Here is a 19,500-nt window from a genome sequence, read left to right as displayed (position 1 = left end):
TCGGGCCCCGGCGGGCCCCAGGCTGGGTCAGCGGCCGGATCAGCGGCCGCGTCCCTCCCGCGGCGGTGGTGCCAGCCGCCAGCCGGTGCCGGTCCACTGCACGAGCTCGGCGATCTCCAGGCCGGGCAGCACGCGCATCGCCTCCAGCGGGTCGCAGCCGGCGACCGCGGCCAGCCGCTCGGCGCTCACGCCGGTCCGCACCGGGCAGGCGTCGAGCACCCGGCGGGCCAGGTCGGACAGGCCGTCGCGCGGCGACACGGGCCGGTGCGCCGGCGCGGCGAGGTCGTCCCCGAGGCTGCCGACGGCCTCGATGACCTGCGCGGCGTTGCTGACCAGCCGGGCGCCGGACTCCTGCTCCCGCAGCAGCTCGTGACAGCCGACCGACATCGCGCTCGTCACCGGACCGGGCACCACCAGCACCTCCTTGCCCAGGGCGCGGGCGCGCCGGGCGGTCGCCTGCGCGCCGGAGCGGGCCGCGGCCTCGACCACCACGGTGCCGCGGGTGAGCCCGGCGATGATCCGGTTGCGGACGAGGAAGCGGTGCCGGTGCGGAGCCGCGCCCGGCGGCCACTCGCTGACCAGCAGGCCGCCGCCGCTGACGATGCGCTCGAACACCGCGGAGTGGGCGGCCGGGTAGGCCCGGTCGACCCCGCAGGCGAGCACGACCACGGTGGGGGCACCCGCGGCCAGCGCGCCGCGGTGGGCGGCGACGTCGATGCCGTACGCGCCGCCGGAGACGACCGTCCAGCCGCGCTCCCCCAGCTGCGCGCCGAGGTCGGCGGCCACGTGCTCGCCGTAGGCCGTGGACGCCCGCGCGCCGACCACGGCCACGGAGCGGTCGACGGCCGGCCCGAGCGGCGGGTCGCCGCGCACCCACAGGGCGACCGGCGGGACGAGCGCGGTGGTCCGGTCGCGCCGGCCCTCGCCGTCGCCGTCGGTGTGGGCGGCGACGGTCAACGCGTGCAGCGGCAGCGCGGGCCACTCGTCGTCCTCGGGAACCACCAGCCGGGCCCCGCACCGCTCCGCCCGGCGGAGGTCGGCGAGGGTGGCGTCCTGCTCGGCGCGGACACCGACCAGGGCGCGGGCCCGCTCGGGCGCCGCCCCGGCTCGCAGGGCGCGCACCGCGGCGGCCGGGCCGACGTCGTCGACCCACCGCCACAGGGCCACCGAGCCCGGCTCCGCGGCCCGGGTCAGCCAGGCGCGGGCGCGCCGGGTGCCGGGGACCGCGACACCGTCGACCGCGGCCGGGCCGGCGAGCGCGTCCTCGAGGTCCTCGTCGAGGGTGGGCGCGCTCATGCCGCCACCCGCTGCAGCCGCATGCCCAGCGCCTCGGCGACGTCCCCGCCGTCGGGGACCGCGCGCCCGGCGAGGTCGGCCAGCGTCCAGGACACCCGCAGCACGCGGTCCAGCCCGCGGACCGACAGCAGGCCACGGTCCAGCGCCCGCTCGGCCAGCGCCAGCGCCGGCCGCGGCACCGCCCAGCGCTCGCGCAGCAGCCGCCCGGGCACCTGGCTGTTGAGCAGCAGGCCGGTGCCGCGCAGCCGGGCGGCGGCGGCTCCGCGGGCGGCCGCGACGCGGGCCGCCACGGCGGCGGTCGGCTCCGGGGCCGCGCCGGTGTCCAGCCAGGCGGCGCGGGTGACCGGCGGCAGCTCGATCCGCAGGTCGATGCGGTCCAGCAGCGGGCCGGACAGCCGGGACTGGTAGCGGCGGCGCTCCAGCGGGCTGCAGGTGCACACGGAGTCGCCGGCCGCGCTGGCGCACGGGCACGGGTTGGCGGCGAGCACCAGCTGGGCGCGGCACGGGAAGGTCGCCGACCCGGCGGCCCGGCTGATCGTGACCTGGCCCCGCTCGAGGGGCTGGCGCAGCGTGTCCAGCGTCGCCCGGGCGAACTCCGGCGCCTCGTCGAGGAACAGCACGCCGCGGTGGGCGCGGCACAGGGCGCCGGGGCGGATGGCGCCCGAGCCGCCGCCGACGAGGGCGGCCATGGTGGCCGAGTGGTGCGGCGCCTCGAACGGCGGCCGGCTGAGCAGCGGGGCATCCGGCGGCAGCGTGCCGGCGACCGAGTGGATAGCGGTGACCTCGAGCGCGGCCCGCTCGTCGAGGACGGGCAGCAGGCCGGGCAGCCGCTCGGCGAGCATCGTCTTGCCCGCCCCCGGCGGGCCGGTGAGGAGCAGGTGGTGCCCGCCGGCCGCGGCCACCTCCACCGCGCGCCGGCCCGCGGCCTGGCCGACGACGTCGCCGAGGTCCGGGGCCGGTGCCGGCGGGGGCAGCGGGCCGCGGGCGTGCGGCGTCAGCCGGGCGCGGCCGGACAGGTGGGCCACCAGGTCGCCGAGGGTGTGCGGGGCGAGGACGTCGACGCCGTCGACCAGCGCGGCCTCCTCGGCGTTGCCGGCCGGGACGACGACGGTGCAGTGCCCGGCCCGGGCGGCGGCCAGCACGGCGGGCAGGACGCCGCGGACCGCGCGCACCGAGCCGTCGAGCCCGAGCTCACCGAGCAGCACCAGCCCGTCGGCGGCGTCGGCCGGGAGCGTGCCGGCCGCGGCGAGCACGGCGGCGGCCAGCGCGAGGTCGAAGCCGCTCCCCTGCTTGGGCATCGACGCCGGCGACAGCCCGATGGTGATCCGCCGCATCGGCCAGGCCGCCCCGGTGTTGACCACGGCCGCGCGGACCCGGTCGACCGACTGGCGCACCACGGCGTCGGGCAGGCCGACCAGGACCACGCCGGGGACGCCGGCGGACATGTCCACCTCGACCTCGACCATCGCGCCGGACACCCCGGCCAGCCCGACCGACCAGGTGCGGGCGAGCGTCACGAGAACGCCCCGCGCAGGTGGGTGACCAGCGCCGGCGCGGCCGGCCGCACCAGCACGCCGACCACGTCGAAGCGCAGGTCGGGCGCGTGCTCGTCGTGGGCGGCCAGCCACCGCTGGGCCAGCGTGCGCAGCCGCCGCTGCTTGGCCGCGGTCACCGCCTCGACGGGGTGGCCGAAGCCGGTGGCGCGGCGGGTCTTGACCTCGCAGAAGACGATCGCCGTCCCCTCGCGGGCGACGATGTCGAGCTCGCCGTCGCGGCACCGCCAGTTGCGGTCGAGGACGGCCAGCCCGGCGTCGGTGAGATAGGCCGCGGCGATCGTCTCCCCGCGGCTGCCGAGTTCGGTTCTCGTGGGCACCCGCCGACCGTGCCCCCACACGCTCGCCGTCCGGGACCTCCCGGGCGTTCTGTGGACGGGGTGGGGGCCTGTGGAGAGGCCCTCGTGCCCTGTCGGCCCCCGCCCCCAGGCTCCTAGCGTCGCCGCGTCCCCGTCCGGGCTCGGCAGAGGAGGGACCACCGTGATCCTCGTCGTGGGGGCGACCGGCCAGTTGGGCTGCCGGGTCGTCCGGCTGCTGGCGGCACAGGGCCGTCCGGTGCGGGCGGTGGTGCGCCGGCCGGAGACCGCGCCCGACATCGCAGCGACCGGCGCGGAGATCGTGGCGGCGGACCTGCGGGAGCCGGAGACGCTCGACGCGGCGCTGACCGGAGTCCGGTGCGTCGTCGCGACCGCCAGCGTGATCGCGCCCACGCAGCGCGGCGACACGCACGCCGCAGAGGTCCGCGGCTACGCCGAGCTGGTGGCCCGGGCCGAGCGGGCCGGGGTGCGCCGGTTCGTGTACGCCAGCGTGCCGGCCGGACCGGTCGACGAGGCCGTGCCACCGGTCCGGGCCAAGCGCCGGACGGAGGAGCGGCTCGCAGCGTCCACGCTGTCGTGGGCATCGCTGCGGCTGCCGCCGTTCACCGAGGTGTGGCTGGCGCTCGTCGGCAGCTCTCTCCCGGTCCGGGCCGAGCTGCGTCCGGTCACGTCACGGCCCTTCCCGTTCCTGCAGCGGTTCCGCCGCCTGACCGGCCGCAGCATCGACGACCACGGCCTCATGCTCGTGCCCGGACCGGTGTCGGCGCGACACGCGTTCATCTCCGTGCACGACGTCGCGCGGCTGATGGTGGCAGCGGCGGACGCCCACGACGTCGACGGCACCGTGGACGTCGGCGGCCCCGAGGTGCTCACGTGGGCCGACGTCGCCCGGCACTTCGAGGAGGTGCTGGACCGGCGCGTCCGGGTGCTGAGCACGCCCGCCGCGGTCTACGCCGTCGCCCAGCGGGCGCTGGCGCCCGTGGCACCCGCCGCGGCCACCGTCATGGCGCTCGACCGCTTCATGGCCTGCCTGGAGACGCCCTGGGACACCACCGAGCTGACCAGGCGGATGGGCGTCGAGAACATGAGCACCGTCGCGGAGGTGCTGCGCGAGAAGGCGGCCGTCCCCTCACCGACCTGAACCGGGAGCGCCCCGGAGCTGCGGCGTCCCCGGCCCGGACTGCGGATCAGGACAGGCGCGGGCCCTCGGGCAGCTCGAGGTCGGGCTTGTCCAGCTCCTCGACGTTGACGTCCTTGAACGTCAGGACCCGGACGTTGCGGACGAACCGCGCCGGCCGGTACATGTCCCAGACCCAGGCGTCGGACAGCTTGAGCTCGAAGAACACCTCACCGCCGGCCTCGCGGACCTGCAGGTCGACGGCGTTGGCCAGGTAGAAGCGCCGCTCGGTCTCCACCACGTAGGTGAACTGCCGGACGATGTCCCGGTACTCGCGATAGAGCTGCAGCTCCATCTCGGTCTCGTACTTCTCCAGGTCCTCGGTGCTCATCGCGGCTCTCCGGAGATCGTGCGCATGCCCCCATCATCGACCATGCCGCCGGCAGCGGTGAGCTGGAGTTCCCGGACGGCGCGCGCGTCGCGGGCGCGGACGACGTTGACGAAGCGCGACCGGTGCTCGGGACAGGGCCCGTGACGCTCCAGCGCGGCGGTGTGCGCCTCGGTGGCGTAGCCCTTGTGCACCGCGAAGTCGTACTCGGGGAAGCGCTCGTGCACGTCGAGCATGATCCGGTCCCGGGTGACCTTGGCCAGCACCGACGCCGCGGCCACGCAGGCGGCGACCCGGTCGCCCTTCCACACGGCCAGGGCCGGCACCCCGAGGCCGGGCACGGAGAAGCCGTCGGTGAGCACGTAGTCCGCCGGCGGGTCCAGCGCGCTGACCGCGCGGCGCAGCGCCTCGAGGTTGGTGACGTGCATGCCGCGCGCGTCGAGGTCGGCGACCGGGATGACCACGACCGACCAGGACAGCGCGCGGTCGACGACCTCGGCGTAGACCCGCTCGCGCGCCGCGGCGGTCAGGAGCTTGGAGTCGGCCAGCCCGGGGACCCGCCCGCGGCGCCCGGCGGGCAGCACGCACGCGGCGGCGACCAGCGGCCCGGCGCACGCGCCGCGGCCGGCCTCGTCGGCGCCGGCGACGGCGGAGAACCCGCGCCGGCGCAGCGAGCGCTCCATGTCCCAGAGCGAGTCGTCGCGGCCCGGGTCGCCGACGGGGTCGGGACGGCGGGGGCGGGCGGCCGGCGTCACGGCGGCCCGGTGAGCGGGGGGAAGACGGCCTGCCATCGCCGTCCGACACTACGACGCCCCGGGGACACGTCCCGTCCCCGGGACGGCGGGGCGGGCCGGTGCGCAGACGGCGGCGGGCCGGCCCCCGGGGTCAGAGGGGGCCGGCCCGTCGTCCCCGCCCGGCCGCCGAGGAGGCGGACGGCCGGCCGGGGGGCACCGGACCCGGCGCGGTGCTGCCGGGTCCGGGCGCCGGGATCAGACCTCGGCCGGGGCCGGGGCGGGGACGGTCAGCGCGTGGGCGCCGCAGGTGCAGGTGCCGGAGGAGCGGGAGGACAGGACCAGCGAGACGGCGTGCGCGCGGTCGCGGGCGCCGAGCTTGCGCAGGATCGCCTTCACGTGCGACTTGACGGTGTCCTCGCTGATGAACAGGTTGCGGCCGATCTGCCGGTTGGACTGGCCCTGCAGCAGCTCGTCGAGGACGTCCTGCTCGCGCCGGGTGAGCGGCACCTCGGGGGTCAGCGGCTTGCCGACGGGGGCGGCGGCCGGCTCGACGCGGCGGATCTGCGGGTCGACGACGGTCCGGCCGGCGCGGGCGGCCAGGATCGCCCAGCCGAGCAGGGTGGGCGAGGTGTTGAGCATCAGGTAGCCGCGGACACCGGCGGCGACCGCCTCGTTGACCACGGCCGGGTCCTCGGAGGTGGCGAGGGCGACGACGGCGACCCGCGGGAAGCGGCGGCGCAGGTCGCGGACGACGTTCAGGGTGGCGGCGCGGCCGGCGCCCATCTCGACGACCACGGCGTCGGGCCGGGCGGTCTCGACGAGGGTGAGGGCGCGGCGCAGCTCGCCGGGGGTGCCCACCGACTGCATGCCGGCGGTCTCGTTGATCATGCTGACCAGGCCGCGCCGCAGGACGGGGGCGTCGGCGAGGAGGAGCACGCGGGTGACGCCTCGGGTAGCGCTCGCCAGGGGTGCGGACACGACTTTCTCCATTTCGGTGGACCAGGTTGCTCTCGACCACTCCATCGGGATGAATGGCGCTGTCCTTGAACACTTCCCGGGGATTTTCTTCGCAGCCCGTATTGGTAGCGCTCGTCACAGGAGAAACCGGAAAGGTGACCGTCTCCCATTTGTCGACTTGGGGACGCCGATCCCGGGAATGGCGCACGAAAGACGACGGCGCCGCCCCTCGGGGAGGGACGGCGCCGTCGGGAGGCGGGCGGAGGTCAGCCCGGGGGCGGCCGGCGCAGCCGGCGCCGGCGGTTCCACGCCGCGACCGGCAGCGCGCCGACGAGGCCCGCGCCGAGCGGGAGCACCTGGCCGACGGTGCCCGCGGCGGCGGCCGCCTCCGTGCCCTGGATGTCCGGGGAGTCCAGCGTGCCGAACCGGGACACCGGCCAGACGATGAGCGCGGCCTTGCCGATCACGTCGTCGACGGCGACGGTGCCGCCGTAGCGGTCGCCGACGTGGGAACGGGAGTCGGCCGAGGCCGACCGGTGGTCGCCCATGACCCACAGCCGGCCCTCCGGCACGGTGACGGGGCCGAAGGCGCGGGACTCCAGCGGGGTGTCCTCGTAGACGTAGGGCTCGTCGAGCGGCTCGCCGTCGACGGTCACCCGGCCCTCGGCGTCGCAGCACTGCACGGTCTGGCCGCCCACGGCGATGACCCGCTTGACGTAGTCGTCCTCGCTCGGCGGCGCCACGCCGACGGCCCGGCCCAGCCACAGCAGCCCGCCGGTGAACCAGTTGGTGGGCTCGGAGACCTCGACCTCGGGCGTCCAGGTGTCCGGCCCCTCGAAGACGACGATGTCGCCGGGCTCGGGGTCGCCGAACCAGTACGGGACCTTGTTGACCAGGACGCGGTCCCCGGTGCAGCCGGTGCAGCCGTGCAGCGTCTGCTCCATCGACCCGGAGGGGATGAAGAAGGCCTGCGCGAGGAAGGTCTTCACCAGCAGCGCGAGCACGAAGGCCACGAGCAGCAGCACGGGCAGCTCGCGCAGCAGCGAGCTCTTCTTCTCCGGCTCGTCCCGCCGCCGCCAGGTGCGGCGGCGGCCGCCGGCGTCCGGCCGCTCGGGCGTGGGGTCGTCCCCCGGGACGACGTCGGCGGGCCCTCCGGACCGATCGCTGCTCATCAGGAGCCAGCGTACGGCCGCGGAGGACCCGCCGTGGTCAGGCCGGGTCGGACCGGCCCGGAGTCGTCGGGCCGGAGCCGGGGACGGTCAGCGCGCGACGGTCTCGCGACGCTCCTTGATCTTGGCGGCCTTGCCGCGCAGCTCGCGCAGGTAGTAGAGCTTGGCCCGGCGGACGTCACCGCGGGTCAGCACCTCGATCTTCTCGACGACCGGGGTGTGCACCGGGAAGGTGCGCTCCACGCCCACGCCGAAGCTGACCTTGCGGACGGTGAAGGTCTCGCGGATCCCGCCGCCCTGGCGGCGGATCACGACGCCCTGGAAGACCTGGATGCGCGAGCGGTTGCCCTCGACGACGCGGACGTGCACCTTGACGGTGTCCCCGGGGCGGAACTCGGGGATGTCGTCGCGCAGCGAGTCGGCGTCGAGTACGTCCAGGGTGTTCATCGCAGCATTCCTCGGTCTCAGCGTTGGCTCGTCGTCGGCCCGGGCATCGGGGTGCCCCACGCTCCGGACCAGGTGGCTGCGACTCCGGGAGGAGTGCCCGTCGGCGGCGCCTCCGGTCTGCAGCGACTCTCTACTGTGCCACACGGGCGCCACCCTGCCGAGCGCGGGCCGGGCGGGGCTGGTCCCGGGGCCGGTCAGTCGACCACGCGAGGTGGCCGGCGCCACGGCCCGGCCAGCAGCTCGGGCAGCACGCCGGCGAGCTCGCGGGGCGCGAACTCGACGTCCGCCGCGGCGATCTCGGCGGCGGTCCACCAGCGGTGCGGCTCCTCCCCCAGCAGCTCCAGCTCGGTGCGGCCGGTGGCGTCCACCTCGTGGACGACGTCGCGCAGGACGAAGAAGGTCTCCCGCGAGTCGATCTGCACGCCGGCGAACGGCCCCACGTGCCGCCGGAACCACACCGGGCCCTCCAGGGCCGCGGGGTCCACGACCAGGCCGATCTCCTCGGCCAGCTCGCGGGCGGCGGCCTCGCGGACGCTCTCGCCGTCCTCCACTCCCCCGCCGGGCGTGTACCAGAACAGCACGTCGCCGGGCGGGACGGCGGGGTCGGTCAGCCGGGCGCCGAGCAGCAGCACCCGGCCGTCGGGGTCGAGCACGACGACCCGCGCCGTGGGGCGGACCACCGCCCGAGCGACCTCCGCGCGCTCAGGCACCGTCGAGGACCGCCCGGTCGGCGGGCGACAGCGCGTCCTCGGGCAGCGCGGCCAGCAGGTCGGGACGCCGGGTCGCGGTCCGCCGCAGCGACTCCGCGCGGCGCCAGCGGGCGATGGCGGCGTGGTCGCCGGACAGCAGCACCGGCGGGACGTCCAGCCCGCGCCAGGACGCCGGGCGGGTGTAGGAGGGGCCCTCGAGCAGCCCGTCGGCGTGCGAGTCGAACTCGACCGACTCGCGGTTGCCGACGACGCCGGGGATCAGCCGGGTGACCGCCTCGACCATCACCAGCACCGCGGACTCGCCGCCGGCGAGCACGTAGTCGCCGATCGAGACCTCCGACACCGGCCCGGCCGCGGCGGCCCACTCGGCCACCCGCTGGTCGATGCCCTCGTAGCGGCCGCAGGCGAACACCAGCCCGGGCTCGGCGGACCACTCGGCGGCGACGGCCTGGGTGAAGGGGCGCCCGGCGGGCGTGGGCACGACCAGCCGGGTGCCGGGCGGGCGGACGGCCTCCAGGGCGCGCGCCCACGGCTCGGGGCGCATGACCATGCCGGGGCCGCCGCCGTAGGGGGCGTCGTCGACGGTGCGGTGGACGTCGTCGGTCCACTGCCGCAGGTCGTGCACGCCGACGGAGACCAGGCCGCGCTCGGCGGCCTTCCCGAGCAGCGACTGGCGCAGCGGCGCCAGGTACTCGGGGAAGATCGTGACGACGTCGATCCGGAAGGGGGCGCTCACAGGTCGAGCAGCCCCTCGGGCGGGTCGACGACGACGAACCCGCCGGGCACGTCGACGGTCGGCACGATCGCCGTGACGAACGGCACCAGCAGCTCGCCGCCGTCGGGGCGCGCGACGACCAGCAGGTCCGCGCCCTCGTGGCGGACCGCGGTGACCTCGCCCAGCGGGGTGCCGTCGGTCAGCCGGGCGGCGAGGCCGACCAGCTGGTGGTCGTAGAAGGCGTCGGGGTCCTCCAGCGCCGGCAGGTCGGCGACGGGGACCTCGAGCAGGGTGTCGCGGAGGGTCTCGACGGCCTCGCGGCTGTCGTAGCCCTCGAACGCGAGCAGCAGCACCTCGCGGTGCCAGCGGGCGCCGGCGACGGTCAGCGGACCGCGCTCGGCGGGGACGGTGCGCAGGACGGCACCGGGGCGGAAGCGCTCACCGGGGTCGTCGGTGCGGACCTCGACGGTGGCCTCACCACGGACACCGTGGGGCCGGCCGATGCGGCCGACCACCACGGTGTCGGTGGAGGAGTTCTGCGCGTCCAAGCCGCGCGGCTCAGCGCCCGTCGGTGTCGACGACGTCGACCCGCAGGCCGCGACCGCCGACGCCGGTCATGACCGTGCGCAGCGCCTTGGCGGTGCGCCCGCCGCGGCCGATCACCTTGCCGAGGTCGTCGGGGTGGACCCGGACCTCGAGGGTCTTGCCGCGACGGCCGCCGACCAGGTCGACGGTGACGTCGCGCGGGTGGTCGACGATGCCCTTGACCAGGTGCTCGAGCGCCTCTTCGAGCACGTCTTACTCGGCGGGCGTCGTGGTGGCGCCGGCGGCCGGGCCCTCGCCACCGGCAGCGGCGGCCTCGGCCACCGTGGCGGCGGCGTCGTCGGCCTTGGGAGCGGCCTTCTTCTTCGGGGTGGTCGCACCGGCGGCCGGCTCCTCGCCGGCGCTGCGGACGGCCTCCTCGTAGAGGGCCTTGCGGTCGGGCTTGGGGGCGGCGACCTTCATGGGCGGCGGGGCCGGCTCGCCCTTGAACTTCTGCCAGTCACCGGTCACGCGGAAGATGGCCGCGACCGGCTCGGTCGGCTGCGCGCCGACACCCAGCCAGTACTGCGCGCGCTCGCTGTCGACCTCGATGAAGGAGGGCTCCTCCTTCGGGTGGTACTTGCCGATCGTCTCGATGACGCGGCCCTCGCGCTTGGTGCGCGAGTCGGCGACGACGATGCGGTAGTACGGAGCACGCATCTTGCCCAGACGCATGAGCTTGATCTTGGTGGCCACGGTGGCTCGGAATCTCCTCGAACGCTGTTCGTCGGTGCTCGCCGGACGGACGCGTGGGGTTACGCCGGGGCGGAGCCAGGGACACGGCCGGCGTCGGTGAGAGGGCCGCACACCGCCGTGTTCGACCGACCATGATGCCAGATGCCGGGAGGCGTGCCATGACCAGCCGGGGTCTGCTGCACCACGTCGAGCTGTGGGTGCCCGACCTGGCCCGCGCGGAGCGCTCGTGGGGCTGGCTGCTCACCGCGCTGGGCGCGGCGCCGTACCAGTCGTGGGAGCACGGCCGGTCCTGGCGGCTCGGCGACGTCTACGTCGTCGTCGAGCGGTCGCCGGACCTCGCCGCGGACACCCACGAGCGCCGCCGGCCCGGCCTCAACCACCTCGCGTTCCGGGCCGGCACCGCCGACGACCTCGACGCCCTGGTGGCCGCGGCGCCGGCGCACGGGTGGCGGCTGCTGTTCGCCGACCGCCACCCGTTCGCCGGCGGCCCGCAGCACCGGGCGGCCTACCTCGAGGACGCCGACGGCTACGAGGTCGAGCTGGTCTCCGACCGGACCTGAGCGAGCACCGCCGCGGCGGCGTCGGCCACCGGCACCTCCGACCGCTCCCCCGTCGCCCGGTCGCGCAGCTCGACGACGCCGTCGGCGAGACCGCGGCCGACGGTCACGATGGTCGGCATCCCGAGCAGCTCGGCGTCCTTGAACTTCACCCCCGGCGACACCTTCGGCCGGTCGTCGTAGAGCACGGTCAGCCCGGCGGCGACCAGCTCGTCGGACAGTGCCTGCGCGGCCTCGAACACCGCGGCGTCCTTGCCGGTGGCGACGACGTGCACGTCGGCCGGGGCGATCTCGCGCGGCCAGACCAGGCCCAGCTCGTCGTGGGTGGACTCGGCGATCGCGGCGACGGCACGGGAGACCCCGATGCCGTAGGAGCCCATGGTGACGGTGACGAGCTTGCCGTTCTCGTCGAGCACCTGGAGGCCGAGGGCGTCGGCGTACTTGCGGCCCAGCTGGAAGATGTGCCCGATCTCCACGCCGCGGGCGAGCTCCAGCGGGCCGGAGCCGTCGGGCGCGGGGTCGCCGGGCAGCACCTCGGCGGCCTCGACGGTGCCGTCCCAGGAGAAGTCGCGCCCGGCCACCAGGTCGAACACGTGCTTGCCCGGCTCGTTGGCGCCGGTGACCCAGCGGGTGCCGGGGACGACGCGGGGGTCGACGAGGTAGCGGATGCCCGACTCGCTGTCCTTCCCGAGCACCTGCGGGCCGATGTAGCCCTTGACCAGCGCCGAGTGCGCCTCGAAGTCCGTGAACGGCTCCACCTCGGCGGGCGCCACCTGCGCCTCCAGCCGCTTGGCGTCGACCTCGCGGTCGCCGGGGATGCCGATGACCAGCGGCTCCCGGGTGCCGTCGGGGTGCACGAGGGTGACGACGACGTTCTTCAGCGTGGAGGCGGCCGTGTACCCGGCGTCGGGGAACAGCTCCCGCGCGACGGCGACCAGCGTCTCGATGGTCGGGGTGTCGGGGGTGTCCTCGACGTGCGCCTCGGGCAGGCCCTCGATCGGCAGCGGCTCGGGGACGACGGTGCTGACCGCCTCGACGTTGGCCGCGTAGCCGCCGGCCGAGCGGACGAAGGTGTCCTCGCCGATCTCGGTCGGGTGCAGGAACTCCTCGCTCTTGGACCCGCCCATCGCGCCGGACATCGCCGAGACGATCACGTACTCGAGGCCCAGCCGGTCGAAGATCCGGACGTAGGCGGCGCGGTGCGCGGCGTAGGAGGCGTCGAGGCCCGCGTCGTCCACGTCGAAGGAGTAGCTGTCCTTCATCGTGAACTCGCGGGTGCGGAACAGCCCGGCCCGGGGCCGCGCCTCGTCCCGGTACTTGGTCTGGATCTGGTACAGCGACAGCGGCAGGTCCTTGTACGACGAGTACAGGTCCTTCACGAGGAGCGTGAACATCTCCTCGTGCGTGGGCCCGAGGAGGAAGTCCGCGCCGCGGCGGTCCTGCAGCCGGAAGAGGTTGGGGCCGTACTCGGTCCAGCGGTTGGTCGCCTCGTAGGGCTCGCGGGGCAGCAGCGCCGGGAAGTGCACCTCCTGCGCGCCCATCCGGTCCATCTCCTCGCGGACGACGCGCTCGACGTTGCGGAACACCCGGTAGCCCAGCGGCAGCCAGGTGAAGCCGCCCGGCGCGGCCCGGCGGATGTAGCCGGCCCGCACGAGCAGGCGGTGGCTCGGGACCTCGGCGTCGGCCGGGTCGTCGCGCAGGGTGCGCAGGAACAGGGAGGACATCCGCAACAGCACGACACGAGTCTCCCAGGGCGCGCGAACGGGTTGTGCCGCGCGGTCAGCCGCGCGCAAGGGCGGCGCAAGCACCGGCCGCGACCGTCGTCCCCAGCGAGCCGCCGACCGGCGGCCTCACCCCCGCCGACACCCGGCTCGAGCTCCCTGGAGTCCCCCGTGCGCACGCCCCGCCGCCTGGCCGCCGTCCTCGCCCTCACCGCCGGCGCCTCGCTGGCCGCCTGCTCCACCGCGGTCGGCGGCTCGGCGACGCCCGTGCCGCGGTCCGCGGAGGCCTCGACCGAGCCGGCCGCCCCGCCGGTGGAGGCCGGGGAGACCGAGCCGGTGACCGACCCCGCGCCCGGGACCGACAGCGTGCCCGCGGGCGACGACGACCTGCCGGTCCCCGGCGCCGGCGTCCCCGGCGACGAGGGCCTGTGCCAGGCGGTGGCCGGGTGGTTCGGCTACGTCGGCCTGTCGCTGATCTCGGTCGACGAGACCGGCTACGTCGACCCCGCCGGCGTCGTCCCGCTGCTCGAGGCGCTGCGCGACGCCCCGGCCGGCCACCGGGACGCCGGCGCGCCCCTGCTCGCCGCCGCCGACGCCGTCTCCGCGGCCACCGACGCCGCGATCGACGACGTGCAGGCAGGTGGCGACGTCATCACCGCGGTCACCGACCTGACCGGCCCGGTCACCGGGTTCGGCACCGCCTGCGCCGCCGCCGGCGTCGACGTCTGACCGGACCGCGGACCGCCCGGACGGCGCGCGGACGCCGTCCGGGCGGGAGCGCTCAGTCGTCGGAGCCGTCGTCGTCGGAGCCGTGCCCGCCGCCGGAGTCGCCGCCGCGGTCGTCGCCCGGCGGGTCGTCGGAACCGTGCCCCCCGCCGGAGTCGTCGGGGGCCGGGGTCACGGCCGGGACGGACGGCGTCGGTGCCGGCGGGGTGGTCGCCGTGGGCGCGGCCGGGGTGACCGCGGCCCCGCCCGAGTCGTCGAGCGCGAAGACGGGGACGCCGTCGGCGCAGGTGACGTGCACCTCCACCTCCTGCGCGCCGCTGCGGAACTCCACCTCCCCCGGGTCCGGCGAGTCGTCGACCGACCAGCCCGCGGCCGGTGCGCCCGCCACCACGGGCGCGCCGCCGCCGCAGTCGGCGTAGACGGTCCCGCCGGCGGTGGCGTACTCCGCCGTGGGCTGCGGGGAGGCCTCCGGCGTCGGTGTGACGCTCGGGGCGGTGCTGCCGGTGGCGCCCGCGGGGACGGTGCCGGGGGACGCGGAGGCGTCGACGAGGGACACGGCCAGGAAGCCGAGGCCGACGGCGGCGGCCGCGGACGCGGTCCAGGCGGCACCGAGGAGGAGGGGTCGTCTCATGGGGCCGACCCTCCGCGATCGTGGGTTAAGGCCACCCCAAGGTGGCGTCAAGGACCGGCGAGGAGCCTCGATCCGGGCGGCCGGGACGCTAGCGTCCCGCGGCGTGGCCCGGCTACTGGTCGTCGAGGACGACGAGCGCATCCGCACCGCGCTGGTGCGCGCGCTGCGCGAGCGGGGGCACGTCGTGACCACCGCCCGCCTCGCTCTCGAGGGCCTGCGGCTGGTGGTCGAGGAGCGCCCCGACCTCGTCGTCCTGGACCTGGGGCTGCCCGACCTCGACGGCGCCGAGCTGCTGCGGATGCTCCGCGCGGTCTCGGCCGTGCCGGTGGTCGTGGCCACCGCCCGCGAGGACGACGACGTCGTCGTGCAGGCGCTGGACGCCGGCGCCGACGACTACGTCCGCAAGCCCTTCCGCGCCGACCACCTGGAGGCCCGGATCCGGGCGGTGCTGCGCCGCAGCGGCGGCCCCGGGCCCGCGCCCGCACCCCTCGTGGTCGGGTCGCTCGCCGTCGAGCCGCGCAGCCGGCGGGTGACCTACGCCGGCACCCCGGTCGAGCTCAGTCCCAGGGAGTTCGACCTGCTGGCCTACCTCGCCGCCCGGCCGGGCACCGTGGTCCCCAAGCGGGAGCTGCTCAGCGAGGTGTGGCGGCTGCCCTACGGCGGCTCGGACAAGACCGTCGACGTCCACCTGTCCTGGCTGCGCCGCAAGCTCGCGGCCACCGGGGCGGAGCCGCAGCTGCTCCGCACGGTGCGCGGCGTCGGCGTCTGCCTGACCGACGGCGAGCCGTGAGGCGGCAGATCACCCTGCTGGTGGCGGCGACGACGACGGTCGTGCTGCTGGCCTTCCTGCTGCCGGCGGCGTCCCTGGTCGCCCGCGTCGCCGAGGCGCGGGCGCTGGACGCCGCGCAGGCCCAGGTGCAGTTCCTCACCCCGTCGGTCGGGCTGTCCGGCCGCGACCAGGTCGCGGCCGACCTGGTGGGCACGTCGGGCCCGCTGGACGTCGCGGTGCTCTGGACCGACGGCGCGTGGCTCGGCGAGCACCGCGACGGCGGGCCCCCCGGGTCCGTCGCCGAGGCCGCCGTGGTCGAGGAGGACGGCGGGACGCGGGTGCTGCAGCCCGTGCGCCGCACCGACGGCACCGCGGTGATCGAGGTGTTCGTGCCGGCCGACGTGCTGCGCGGCGGGGTGCTGCGGACCTGGCTGGTGCTGGGCGGCCTGGGCGCGGTGCTGCTGGCGCTCGCGCTGGTCGTCGCCGACCGGCTGGCCCGCTCGCTCACCCGCCCGGTCACCGACCTGGCGGCCACCGCCCGCCGGCTGTCGGCCGGGGACCGCACCGCGCGGACCCGGCCGGCCGGCCCGGCCGAGGTGCGCGACGTCGGCGAGGCGGTCAACCAGCTGGCCGGGAGGATCGAGGAGCTGCTGGTCGCCGAGCGGGAGTCCGTCGCCGACCTCGCCCACCGGCTGCGCACGCCGCTGACCGCGCTGCAGCTGGACGCCGAGGCGCTGCCGCCGGTCGGCCGCGACCGGGTCCTGGAGGGGGTCGACGCGGTCGGCCGCGCGGTCGACGACGTCATCCGCGAGGCCCGCCGGCCGGTGCGCGCGGGGCTGGGCGCCGGCTGCGACGCCGGCGCAGTCGCGGCCGACCGCGCGCACTTCTGGTCCGCGCTGGCCGCGGAGGAGGGCCGGCCGCTGCGGGTCGCGGTGGCGGACGCGCCACTGCCCGTCCGGGTGCCCGCCGAGGACCTCGCCGCCGCGCTCGACGCGCTGATCGGCAACGTCTTCGCCCACACGCCCGCCGGCACCGGGCTCGCGCTGGACGTCCGCCCGCGTACGGGCGGCGGCGCCTGGGTGGCCGTGCGCGACGACGGCCCGGGGTTGCCCGCGGCGGCCGTGGAGCGGGGCCGCAGCGACGGCGGCTCGACCGGGCTCGGGCTGGACATCGCCCGGCGCACCGCCGAGGCCTCCGGCGGCGGGCTGCTCCTGGCGTCGTCCCGCCGGGGCACGGAGGTCGTGCTGGAGCTCGGGCCGCCTAGCGGTACGCCCGGCCGCGCAGCACGGTGAGCCGCGGCCGGGTCAGGACGCCGAGGTCGGCGCGCGGGTCGGCGTCGTAGACCGTGAGGTCGGCCGGCGACCCCTCCTCGATGCCGGGCAGGCCCAGCCAGGCGCGCGCGGACCACGACGCCGCGGCCAGCGCCGCCTCGGCGGGCAGCCCGGCCTCGCACAGCGCGCGGACCTCGTCGGCGATCCGGCCGTGCTCGATGCCACCACCGGCGTCGGTGCCGGCGAACACCGGCACCCCGGCCTCGAACGCCGCCCGCACCACCGCGCCCGAGGACGCGTACAGCCGCCGCATCGTGCTCGCGTACGCCGGGAACCTCGCCTCCCCCGCCGCCGCGAACCCGGGGAAGTTCTCCACGTTGACCAGCGTCGGGACGACGGCGGTGCCGCGGGCGGCCATCTCGCCGATGAGGTCCTCGGTGAGCCCGGTGCCGTGCTCGATGCAGTCGATGCCGGCGCGGATCAGGTCGGGCAGCGCGTCGGTGCCGAAGGTGTGCGCGGTGACCCGCGCGCCCTCCTCGTGCGCCGCCGCGATCGCCTCGGCGACGACGTCGGCCGGCCACTCCGGCGCGAGGTCGCCCACCGAGCGGTCGATCCAGTCGCCGACCAGCTTCACCCAGCCGTCGCCGCGGCGGGCCTGCACCCGCACCTGCTCGGCCAGCCCGGCCGGCTCCAGCTCCACCGCCAGGCCCGGGATGTAGCGCCGGGTCGCGGCCAGGTGCCGGCCGGCGCGGACGATCGTCGGCAGGTCGGGCTCGTCGTCCAGTGCCCGGGTGTCCACCGGCGAGCCGCAGTCGCGCAGCGCCAGCACCCCCGCGGCCCGCTCGGCCAGCGCCTGCTCGCGCAGCCCGGCGAGGTCCTCGACGAAGACCCCGCCGCGGCCGATGCCGACGTGGCAGTGCGCGTCGACCAGGCCGGGCAGCAGCCAGCCGCCGCGGGAGACGGTCTCGGCGCCGGGGACCCGCTCGAAGGTGACCCGGCCGTCGCGGACCCACAGGTCGCGGTGCTCGCCCTCGGGGAGGACGACCCCCGACAGGTGCAGGGACGGGTGCGGGGCGGGGGCGGTCACCGCCCGGGCCGCTCGTCCCCGAACTTGCTGAAGTCGAGCTTCGACAGGTCCGGCAGTCCCTGCCCCGGCGGCAGCGAGGGCATGCCGCCCGGCAGGCCACCCGGGAAGCCGGCCCCCGGGGGCAGGCCGGGGGCGCCCATCGGCCGGCGGGCCGGGGCCTTGCCGCCACCCTTGCCCTTCTTGCCCTTGCCCTTCTTCGAGGACTGGGCCTGCATCTGCCGGCCGCGGGCCTTCTTCGACATCGGGCCCATGCCCGGCAGGCCCATGCTGCCGGCCATCTGGCCCATCATCTTCTGGGCCTGCGCGAAGCGCTCCAGCAGCTGGTTGACCTCGGTGACGGTCACGCCCGAGCCGTTGGCGATGCGCACCCGCCGCGACGCGTTGATGATCTTCGAGTCGACCCGCTCCTGCGGGGTCATCGAGCGGATGATCGCCGCGGTGCGGTCCAGGTCGCGGTCGTCGACCTGCTTGAGCTGCTCCTTCATCGCGCCCGCGCCGGGCAGCATGCCGAGCAGGTTGGCGATCGGGCCCATCTTGCGGATGGCCATCATCTGCTCGAGGAAGTCCTCGAGGGTGAAGCCCTCGCGGCTGACGAGCTTGCCGGCCATCTTCTCGGCCTGCTCGGCGTCGAAGGCCTGCTCGGCCTGCTCGATGAGGGTGAGCACGTCGCCCATGCCGAGGATGCGCGAGGCCATCCGCTCGGGGTGGAAGACGTCGAAGTCGGTGAGCTTCTCGCCGGTGGAGGCGAACATGATCGGCTGCCCGGTCACGTAGCGGACCGACAGCGCGGCACCACCGCGGGCGTCGCCGTCGAGCTTGGTGAGCACGACGCCGGAGAAGCCGACGCCGTCGCGGAAGGCCTCGGCGGTGGTGACGGCGTCCTGGCCGATCATGGCGTCGACGACGAACAGCGTCTCGTCCGGCTGCACGGCGTCGCGGATGCCGGCGGCCTGCGCCATCAGCTCGGCGTCGATGCCCAGCCGGCCGGCGGTGTCGACGACGACGACGTCGTGCATCGTGCGGCGGGCGTGCTCGATGGAGTCGGCGGCCACCCGGATCGGGTCGCCGACGCCGTTGCCGGGCTCGGGCGCGTAGACGTCGACCCCGGCCTGGCCGGCGACGATCGTGAGCTGGTTGACCGCGTTGGGGCGCTGCAGGTCGCAGGCCACGAGCAGCGGCGTGTGGCCCTGGGACTTCAGCCAGCGGCCGAGCTTGCCGGCCAGCGTGGTCTTACCGGAGCCCTGCAGACCGGCGAGCATGATCACCGTGGGCGAGGTCTTGGCGTAGCGCAGCCGCCGGGTCTCCCCGCCGAGGATCTCGATGAGCTCCTCGTTGACGATCTTGATGACCTGCTGGGCCGGGTTCAGCGCCTGCGACACCGCGGCGCCGCGCGCCCGCTCCTTGATCGCGGCGATGAAGGCGCGCACCACCGGGAGCGCGACGTCGGCCTCCAGCAGCGCGATGCGGATCTCGCGCGCGGTGGCGTCGATGTCGGCGTCGGTCAGCCGGCCCTTGCCGCGCAGGCCGGTGAAGACCTTGTCGAGGCGGTCGGAGAGGGTCTCGAACACAGCACGTCCTCGTCGGGTGTCGCGGGCACGGCCCGCCGGTCAGACCGACCGGCGACACGGCACGGACCCGGACGGGTCCTCGCGCCTCCTGTCTCCAGCGTATCGACCGCAGCGCACCGACCGGTCCCGCCGCGACCGGTGCCGCCCGTCAGCCCCGCGAGGAGGCGGCGTCCCGGAGCACCAGGGCGAGGAAGTCGCCCGTGCGGACGTGCTCCTCGAGCGGGTGGCGGAAGCGCCCGTCGAGGGCCACCGTGTAGCGGTTGCGCCGGCCAACCCGCTCGCGGACGACGTAGCCGGCCTCCTCGAGGTCGGCGACGATCATCTGGACCGCGCGCTCGGTGATGCCGACGCGCTCGGCCACGTCACGGACGCGGGCCTCCGGGTCGGCCGCCAGGCTCACCAGGACGTGTCCGTGGTTGGACAGGAAGGTCCACCCGGGCGAGGAGACGGCCACGGGCAGCACCGTACGCGGGCCCCGTCCCCGCCCGC

Annotated in this window: 23 protein-coding genes; 5 read left to right on the top strand and 18 right to left on the bottom strand. The window is 76.3% G+C overall.

The window, feature by feature from the left end:
* Positions 1–39: 39 nt before the first annotated feature.
* The 3 genes from dprA to ACI8AR_RS09150 are packed head-to-tail and all read right to left on the bottom strand — an operon-like array spanning position 40 to position 3,169.
* Positions 40–1,296 (bottom strand): DNA-processing protein DprA, encoded by a 1,257-nt coding sequence (gene dprA, locus ACI8AR_RS09160; RefSeq protein WP_457050738.1) that lies wholly within the window; start codon positions 1,294–1,296, stop codon positions 40–42.
* The gene (locus ACI8AR_RS09155) at positions 1,293–2,813 is read right to left on the bottom strand and encodes a YifB family Mg chelatase-like AAA ATPase (protein WP_457050737.1); all 1,521 of its coding nucleotides are present in this window, start codon (positions 2,811–2,813) and stop codon (positions 1,293–1,295) included. Before ACI8AR_RS09155 ends, dprA begins: the two co-directional genes overlap by 4 nt.
* Positions 2,810–3,169 carry a YraN family protein gene (locus ACI8AR_RS09150; protein WP_457050736.1) on the bottom strand — a complete coding sequence of 120 codons (360 nt, stop codon included), beginning with the start codon at positions 3,167–3,169 and terminating at the stop codon, positions 2,810–2,812. Before ACI8AR_RS09150 ends, ACI8AR_RS09155 begins: the two co-directional genes overlap by 4 nt.
* Before the next feature lie 160 nt (positions 3,170–3,329).
* On the opposite strand from ACI8AR_RS09150, the gene ACI8AR_RS09145 reads away from it, so the two are divergent.
* Positions 3,330–4,307: an SDR family oxidoreductase gene (locus ACI8AR_RS09145; RefSeq protein WP_457050735.1), complete on the top strand. Its 978-nt coding sequence runs from the start codon at positions 3,330–3,332 to the stop codon at positions 4,305–4,307.
* Between the two features lie 46 nt (positions 4,308–4,353).
* On the opposite strand, the gene ACI8AR_RS09140 is transcribed toward ACI8AR_RS09145, so the two are convergent.
* The 10 genes from ACI8AR_RS09140 to rpsP form a co-directional block, all read right to left on the bottom strand.
* On the bottom strand, positions 4,354–4,674 hold the full coding sequence (locus ACI8AR_RS09140) for a DUF2469 domain-containing protein (RefSeq protein ID WP_456929888.1): 321 nt from the start codon (positions 4,672–4,674) through the stop codon (positions 4,354–4,356).
* Positions 4,671–5,426 (bottom strand): ribonuclease HII, encoded by a 756-nt coding sequence (locus tag ACI8AR_RS09135; RefSeq protein WP_457050734.1) that lies wholly within the window; start codon positions 5,424–5,426, stop codon positions 4,671–4,673. The genes ACI8AR_RS09140 and ACI8AR_RS09135 overlap by 4 nt, the downstream gene beginning before the upstream one ends.
* Positions 5,427–5,660: 234 nt before the next feature.
* Complete coding sequence (locus ACI8AR_RS09130; RefSeq protein ID WP_457050733.1) at positions 5,661–6,383, bottom strand: LuxR C-terminal-related transcriptional regulator; 723 nt, start codon at positions 6,381–6,383, stop codon at positions 5,661–5,663.
* Positions 6,384–6,628: 245 nt separating this feature from the next.
* Positions 6,629–7,534: a signal peptidase I gene (lepB, locus tag ACI8AR_RS09125; RefSeq protein ID WP_457050732.1), complete on the bottom strand. Its 906-nt coding sequence runs from the start codon at positions 7,532–7,534 to the stop codon at positions 6,629–6,631.
* Between the two features lie 87 nt (positions 7,535–7,621).
* Positions 7,622–7,978 carry a 50S ribosomal protein L19 gene (rplS, locus tag ACI8AR_RS09120; RefSeq protein ID WP_387993438.1) on the bottom strand — a complete coding sequence of 119 codons (357 nt, stop codon included), beginning with the start codon at positions 7,976–7,978 and terminating at the stop codon, positions 7,622–7,624.
* Between the two features lie 194 nt (positions 7,979–8,172).
* Entirely contained in the window at positions 8,173–8,658 is a 486-nt protein-coding gene (locus ACI8AR_RS09115; protein WP_457050731.1) for an NUDIX hydrolase, read from the bottom strand.
* 22 nt (positions 8,659–8,680) lie between these two features.
* Positions 8,681–9,424 carry a tRNA (guanosine(37)-N1)-methyltransferase TrmD gene (trmD, locus tag ACI8AR_RS09110; RefSeq protein WP_457050730.1) on the bottom strand — a complete coding sequence of 248 codons (744 nt, stop codon included), beginning with the start codon at positions 9,422–9,424 and terminating at the stop codon, positions 8,681–8,683.
* Positions 9,421–9,951 carry a ribosome maturation factor RimM gene (gene rimM / locus ACI8AR_RS09105; protein WP_457050729.1) on the bottom strand — a complete coding sequence of 177 codons (531 nt, stop codon included), beginning with the start codon at positions 9,949–9,951 and terminating at the stop codon, positions 9,421–9,423. The genes trmD and rimM overlap by 4 nt, the downstream gene beginning before the upstream one ends.
* Positions 9,952–9,961: 10 nt before the next feature.
* Entirely contained in the window at positions 9,962–10,198 is a 237-nt protein-coding gene (locus ACI8AR_RS09100) for an RNA-binding protein (protein WP_387993447.1), read from the bottom strand.
* Between the two features lie 3 nt (positions 10,199–10,201).
* Entirely contained in the window at positions 10,202–10,681 is a 480-nt protein-coding gene (rpsP, locus tag ACI8AR_RS09095; RefSeq protein ID WP_457050728.1) for a 30S ribosomal protein S16, read from the bottom strand.
* Between the two features lie 158 nt (positions 10,682–10,839).
* Between rpsP and ACI8AR_RS09090 the strand changes: the two genes are divergently transcribed.
* Positions 10,840–11,241: a VOC family protein gene (locus ACI8AR_RS09090; RefSeq protein WP_456935830.1), complete on the top strand. Its 402-nt coding sequence runs from the start codon at positions 10,840–10,842 to the stop codon at positions 11,239–11,241.
* Here ACI8AR_RS09090 and ACI8AR_RS09085 read toward each other — a convergent pair.
* Positions 11,208–12,962 carry a proline--tRNA ligase gene (locus ACI8AR_RS09085; protein WP_457050727.1) on the bottom strand — a complete coding sequence of 585 codons (1,755 nt, stop codon included), beginning with the start codon at positions 12,960–12,962 and terminating at the stop codon, positions 11,208–11,210. The genes ACI8AR_RS09090 and ACI8AR_RS09085 overlap by 34 nt on opposite strands.
* Positions 12,963–13,130: 168 nt before the next feature.
* Between ACI8AR_RS09085 and ACI8AR_RS09080 the strand changes: the two genes are divergently transcribed.
* Entirely contained in the window at positions 13,131–13,688 is a 558-nt protein-coding gene (locus ACI8AR_RS09080) for a hypothetical protein (RefSeq protein WP_457050726.1), read from the top strand.
* Between the two features lie 52 nt (positions 13,689–13,740).
* Here the strand turns inward: ACI8AR_RS09080 and ACI8AR_RS09075 are convergent, their stop codons facing one another.
* Positions 13,741–14,316, bottom strand: a complete 576-nt coding sequence (locus ACI8AR_RS09075) for a hypothetical protein (protein WP_457050725.1) — start codon at positions 14,314–14,316, stop codon at positions 13,741–13,743.
* 103 nt (positions 14,317–14,419) lie between these two features.
* Between ACI8AR_RS09075 and ACI8AR_RS09070 the strand changes: the two genes are divergently transcribed.
* Both ACI8AR_RS09070 and ACI8AR_RS09065 read left to right on the top strand, forming a co-directional pair.
* Complete coding sequence (locus ACI8AR_RS09070) at positions 14,420–15,106, top strand: response regulator transcription factor (RefSeq protein WP_457050724.1); 687 nt, start codon at positions 14,420–14,422, stop codon at positions 15,104–15,106.
* Positions 15,103–16,377 (top strand): sensor histidine kinase, encoded by a 1,275-nt coding sequence (locus tag ACI8AR_RS09065; RefSeq protein ID WP_457050723.1) that lies wholly within the window; start codon positions 15,103–15,105, stop codon positions 16,375–16,377. The genes ACI8AR_RS09070 and ACI8AR_RS09065 overlap by 4 nt, the downstream gene beginning before the upstream one ends.
* Here the strand turns inward: ACI8AR_RS09065 and ACI8AR_RS09060 are convergent.
* The 3 genes from ACI8AR_RS09060 to ACI8AR_RS09050 form a co-directional block, all read right to left on the bottom strand.
* Positions 16,346–17,443, bottom strand: coding sequence for an amidohydrolase family protein (locus ACI8AR_RS09060; protein WP_457050722.1), 1,098 nt, complete (start codon positions 17,441–17,443; stop codon positions 16,346–16,348). The genes ACI8AR_RS09065 and ACI8AR_RS09060 overlap by 32 nt on opposite strands.
* A complete protein-coding gene (gene ffh / locus ACI8AR_RS09055; RefSeq protein WP_457050721.1) occupies positions 17,440–19,011 on the bottom strand; it encodes a signal recognition particle protein in 1,572 nt (523 codons plus the stop codon). Before ffh ends, ACI8AR_RS09060 begins: the two co-directional genes overlap by 4 nt.
* A 148-nt stretch (positions 19,012–19,159) precedes the next feature.
* Positions 19,160–19,465, bottom strand: a complete 306-nt coding sequence (locus tag ACI8AR_RS09050) for a helix-turn-helix transcriptional regulator (protein ID WP_457050720.1) — start codon at positions 19,463–19,465, stop codon at positions 19,160–19,162.
* Positions 19,466–19,500 lie beyond the last annotated feature (35 nt).

Source organism: Geodermatophilus sp. SYSU D01036, assembly GCF_054050435.1.
The sequence above is the reverse complement of the archived record's forward strand: the minus strand, read 5'-3'. Positions and strand labels throughout refer to the sequence as shown.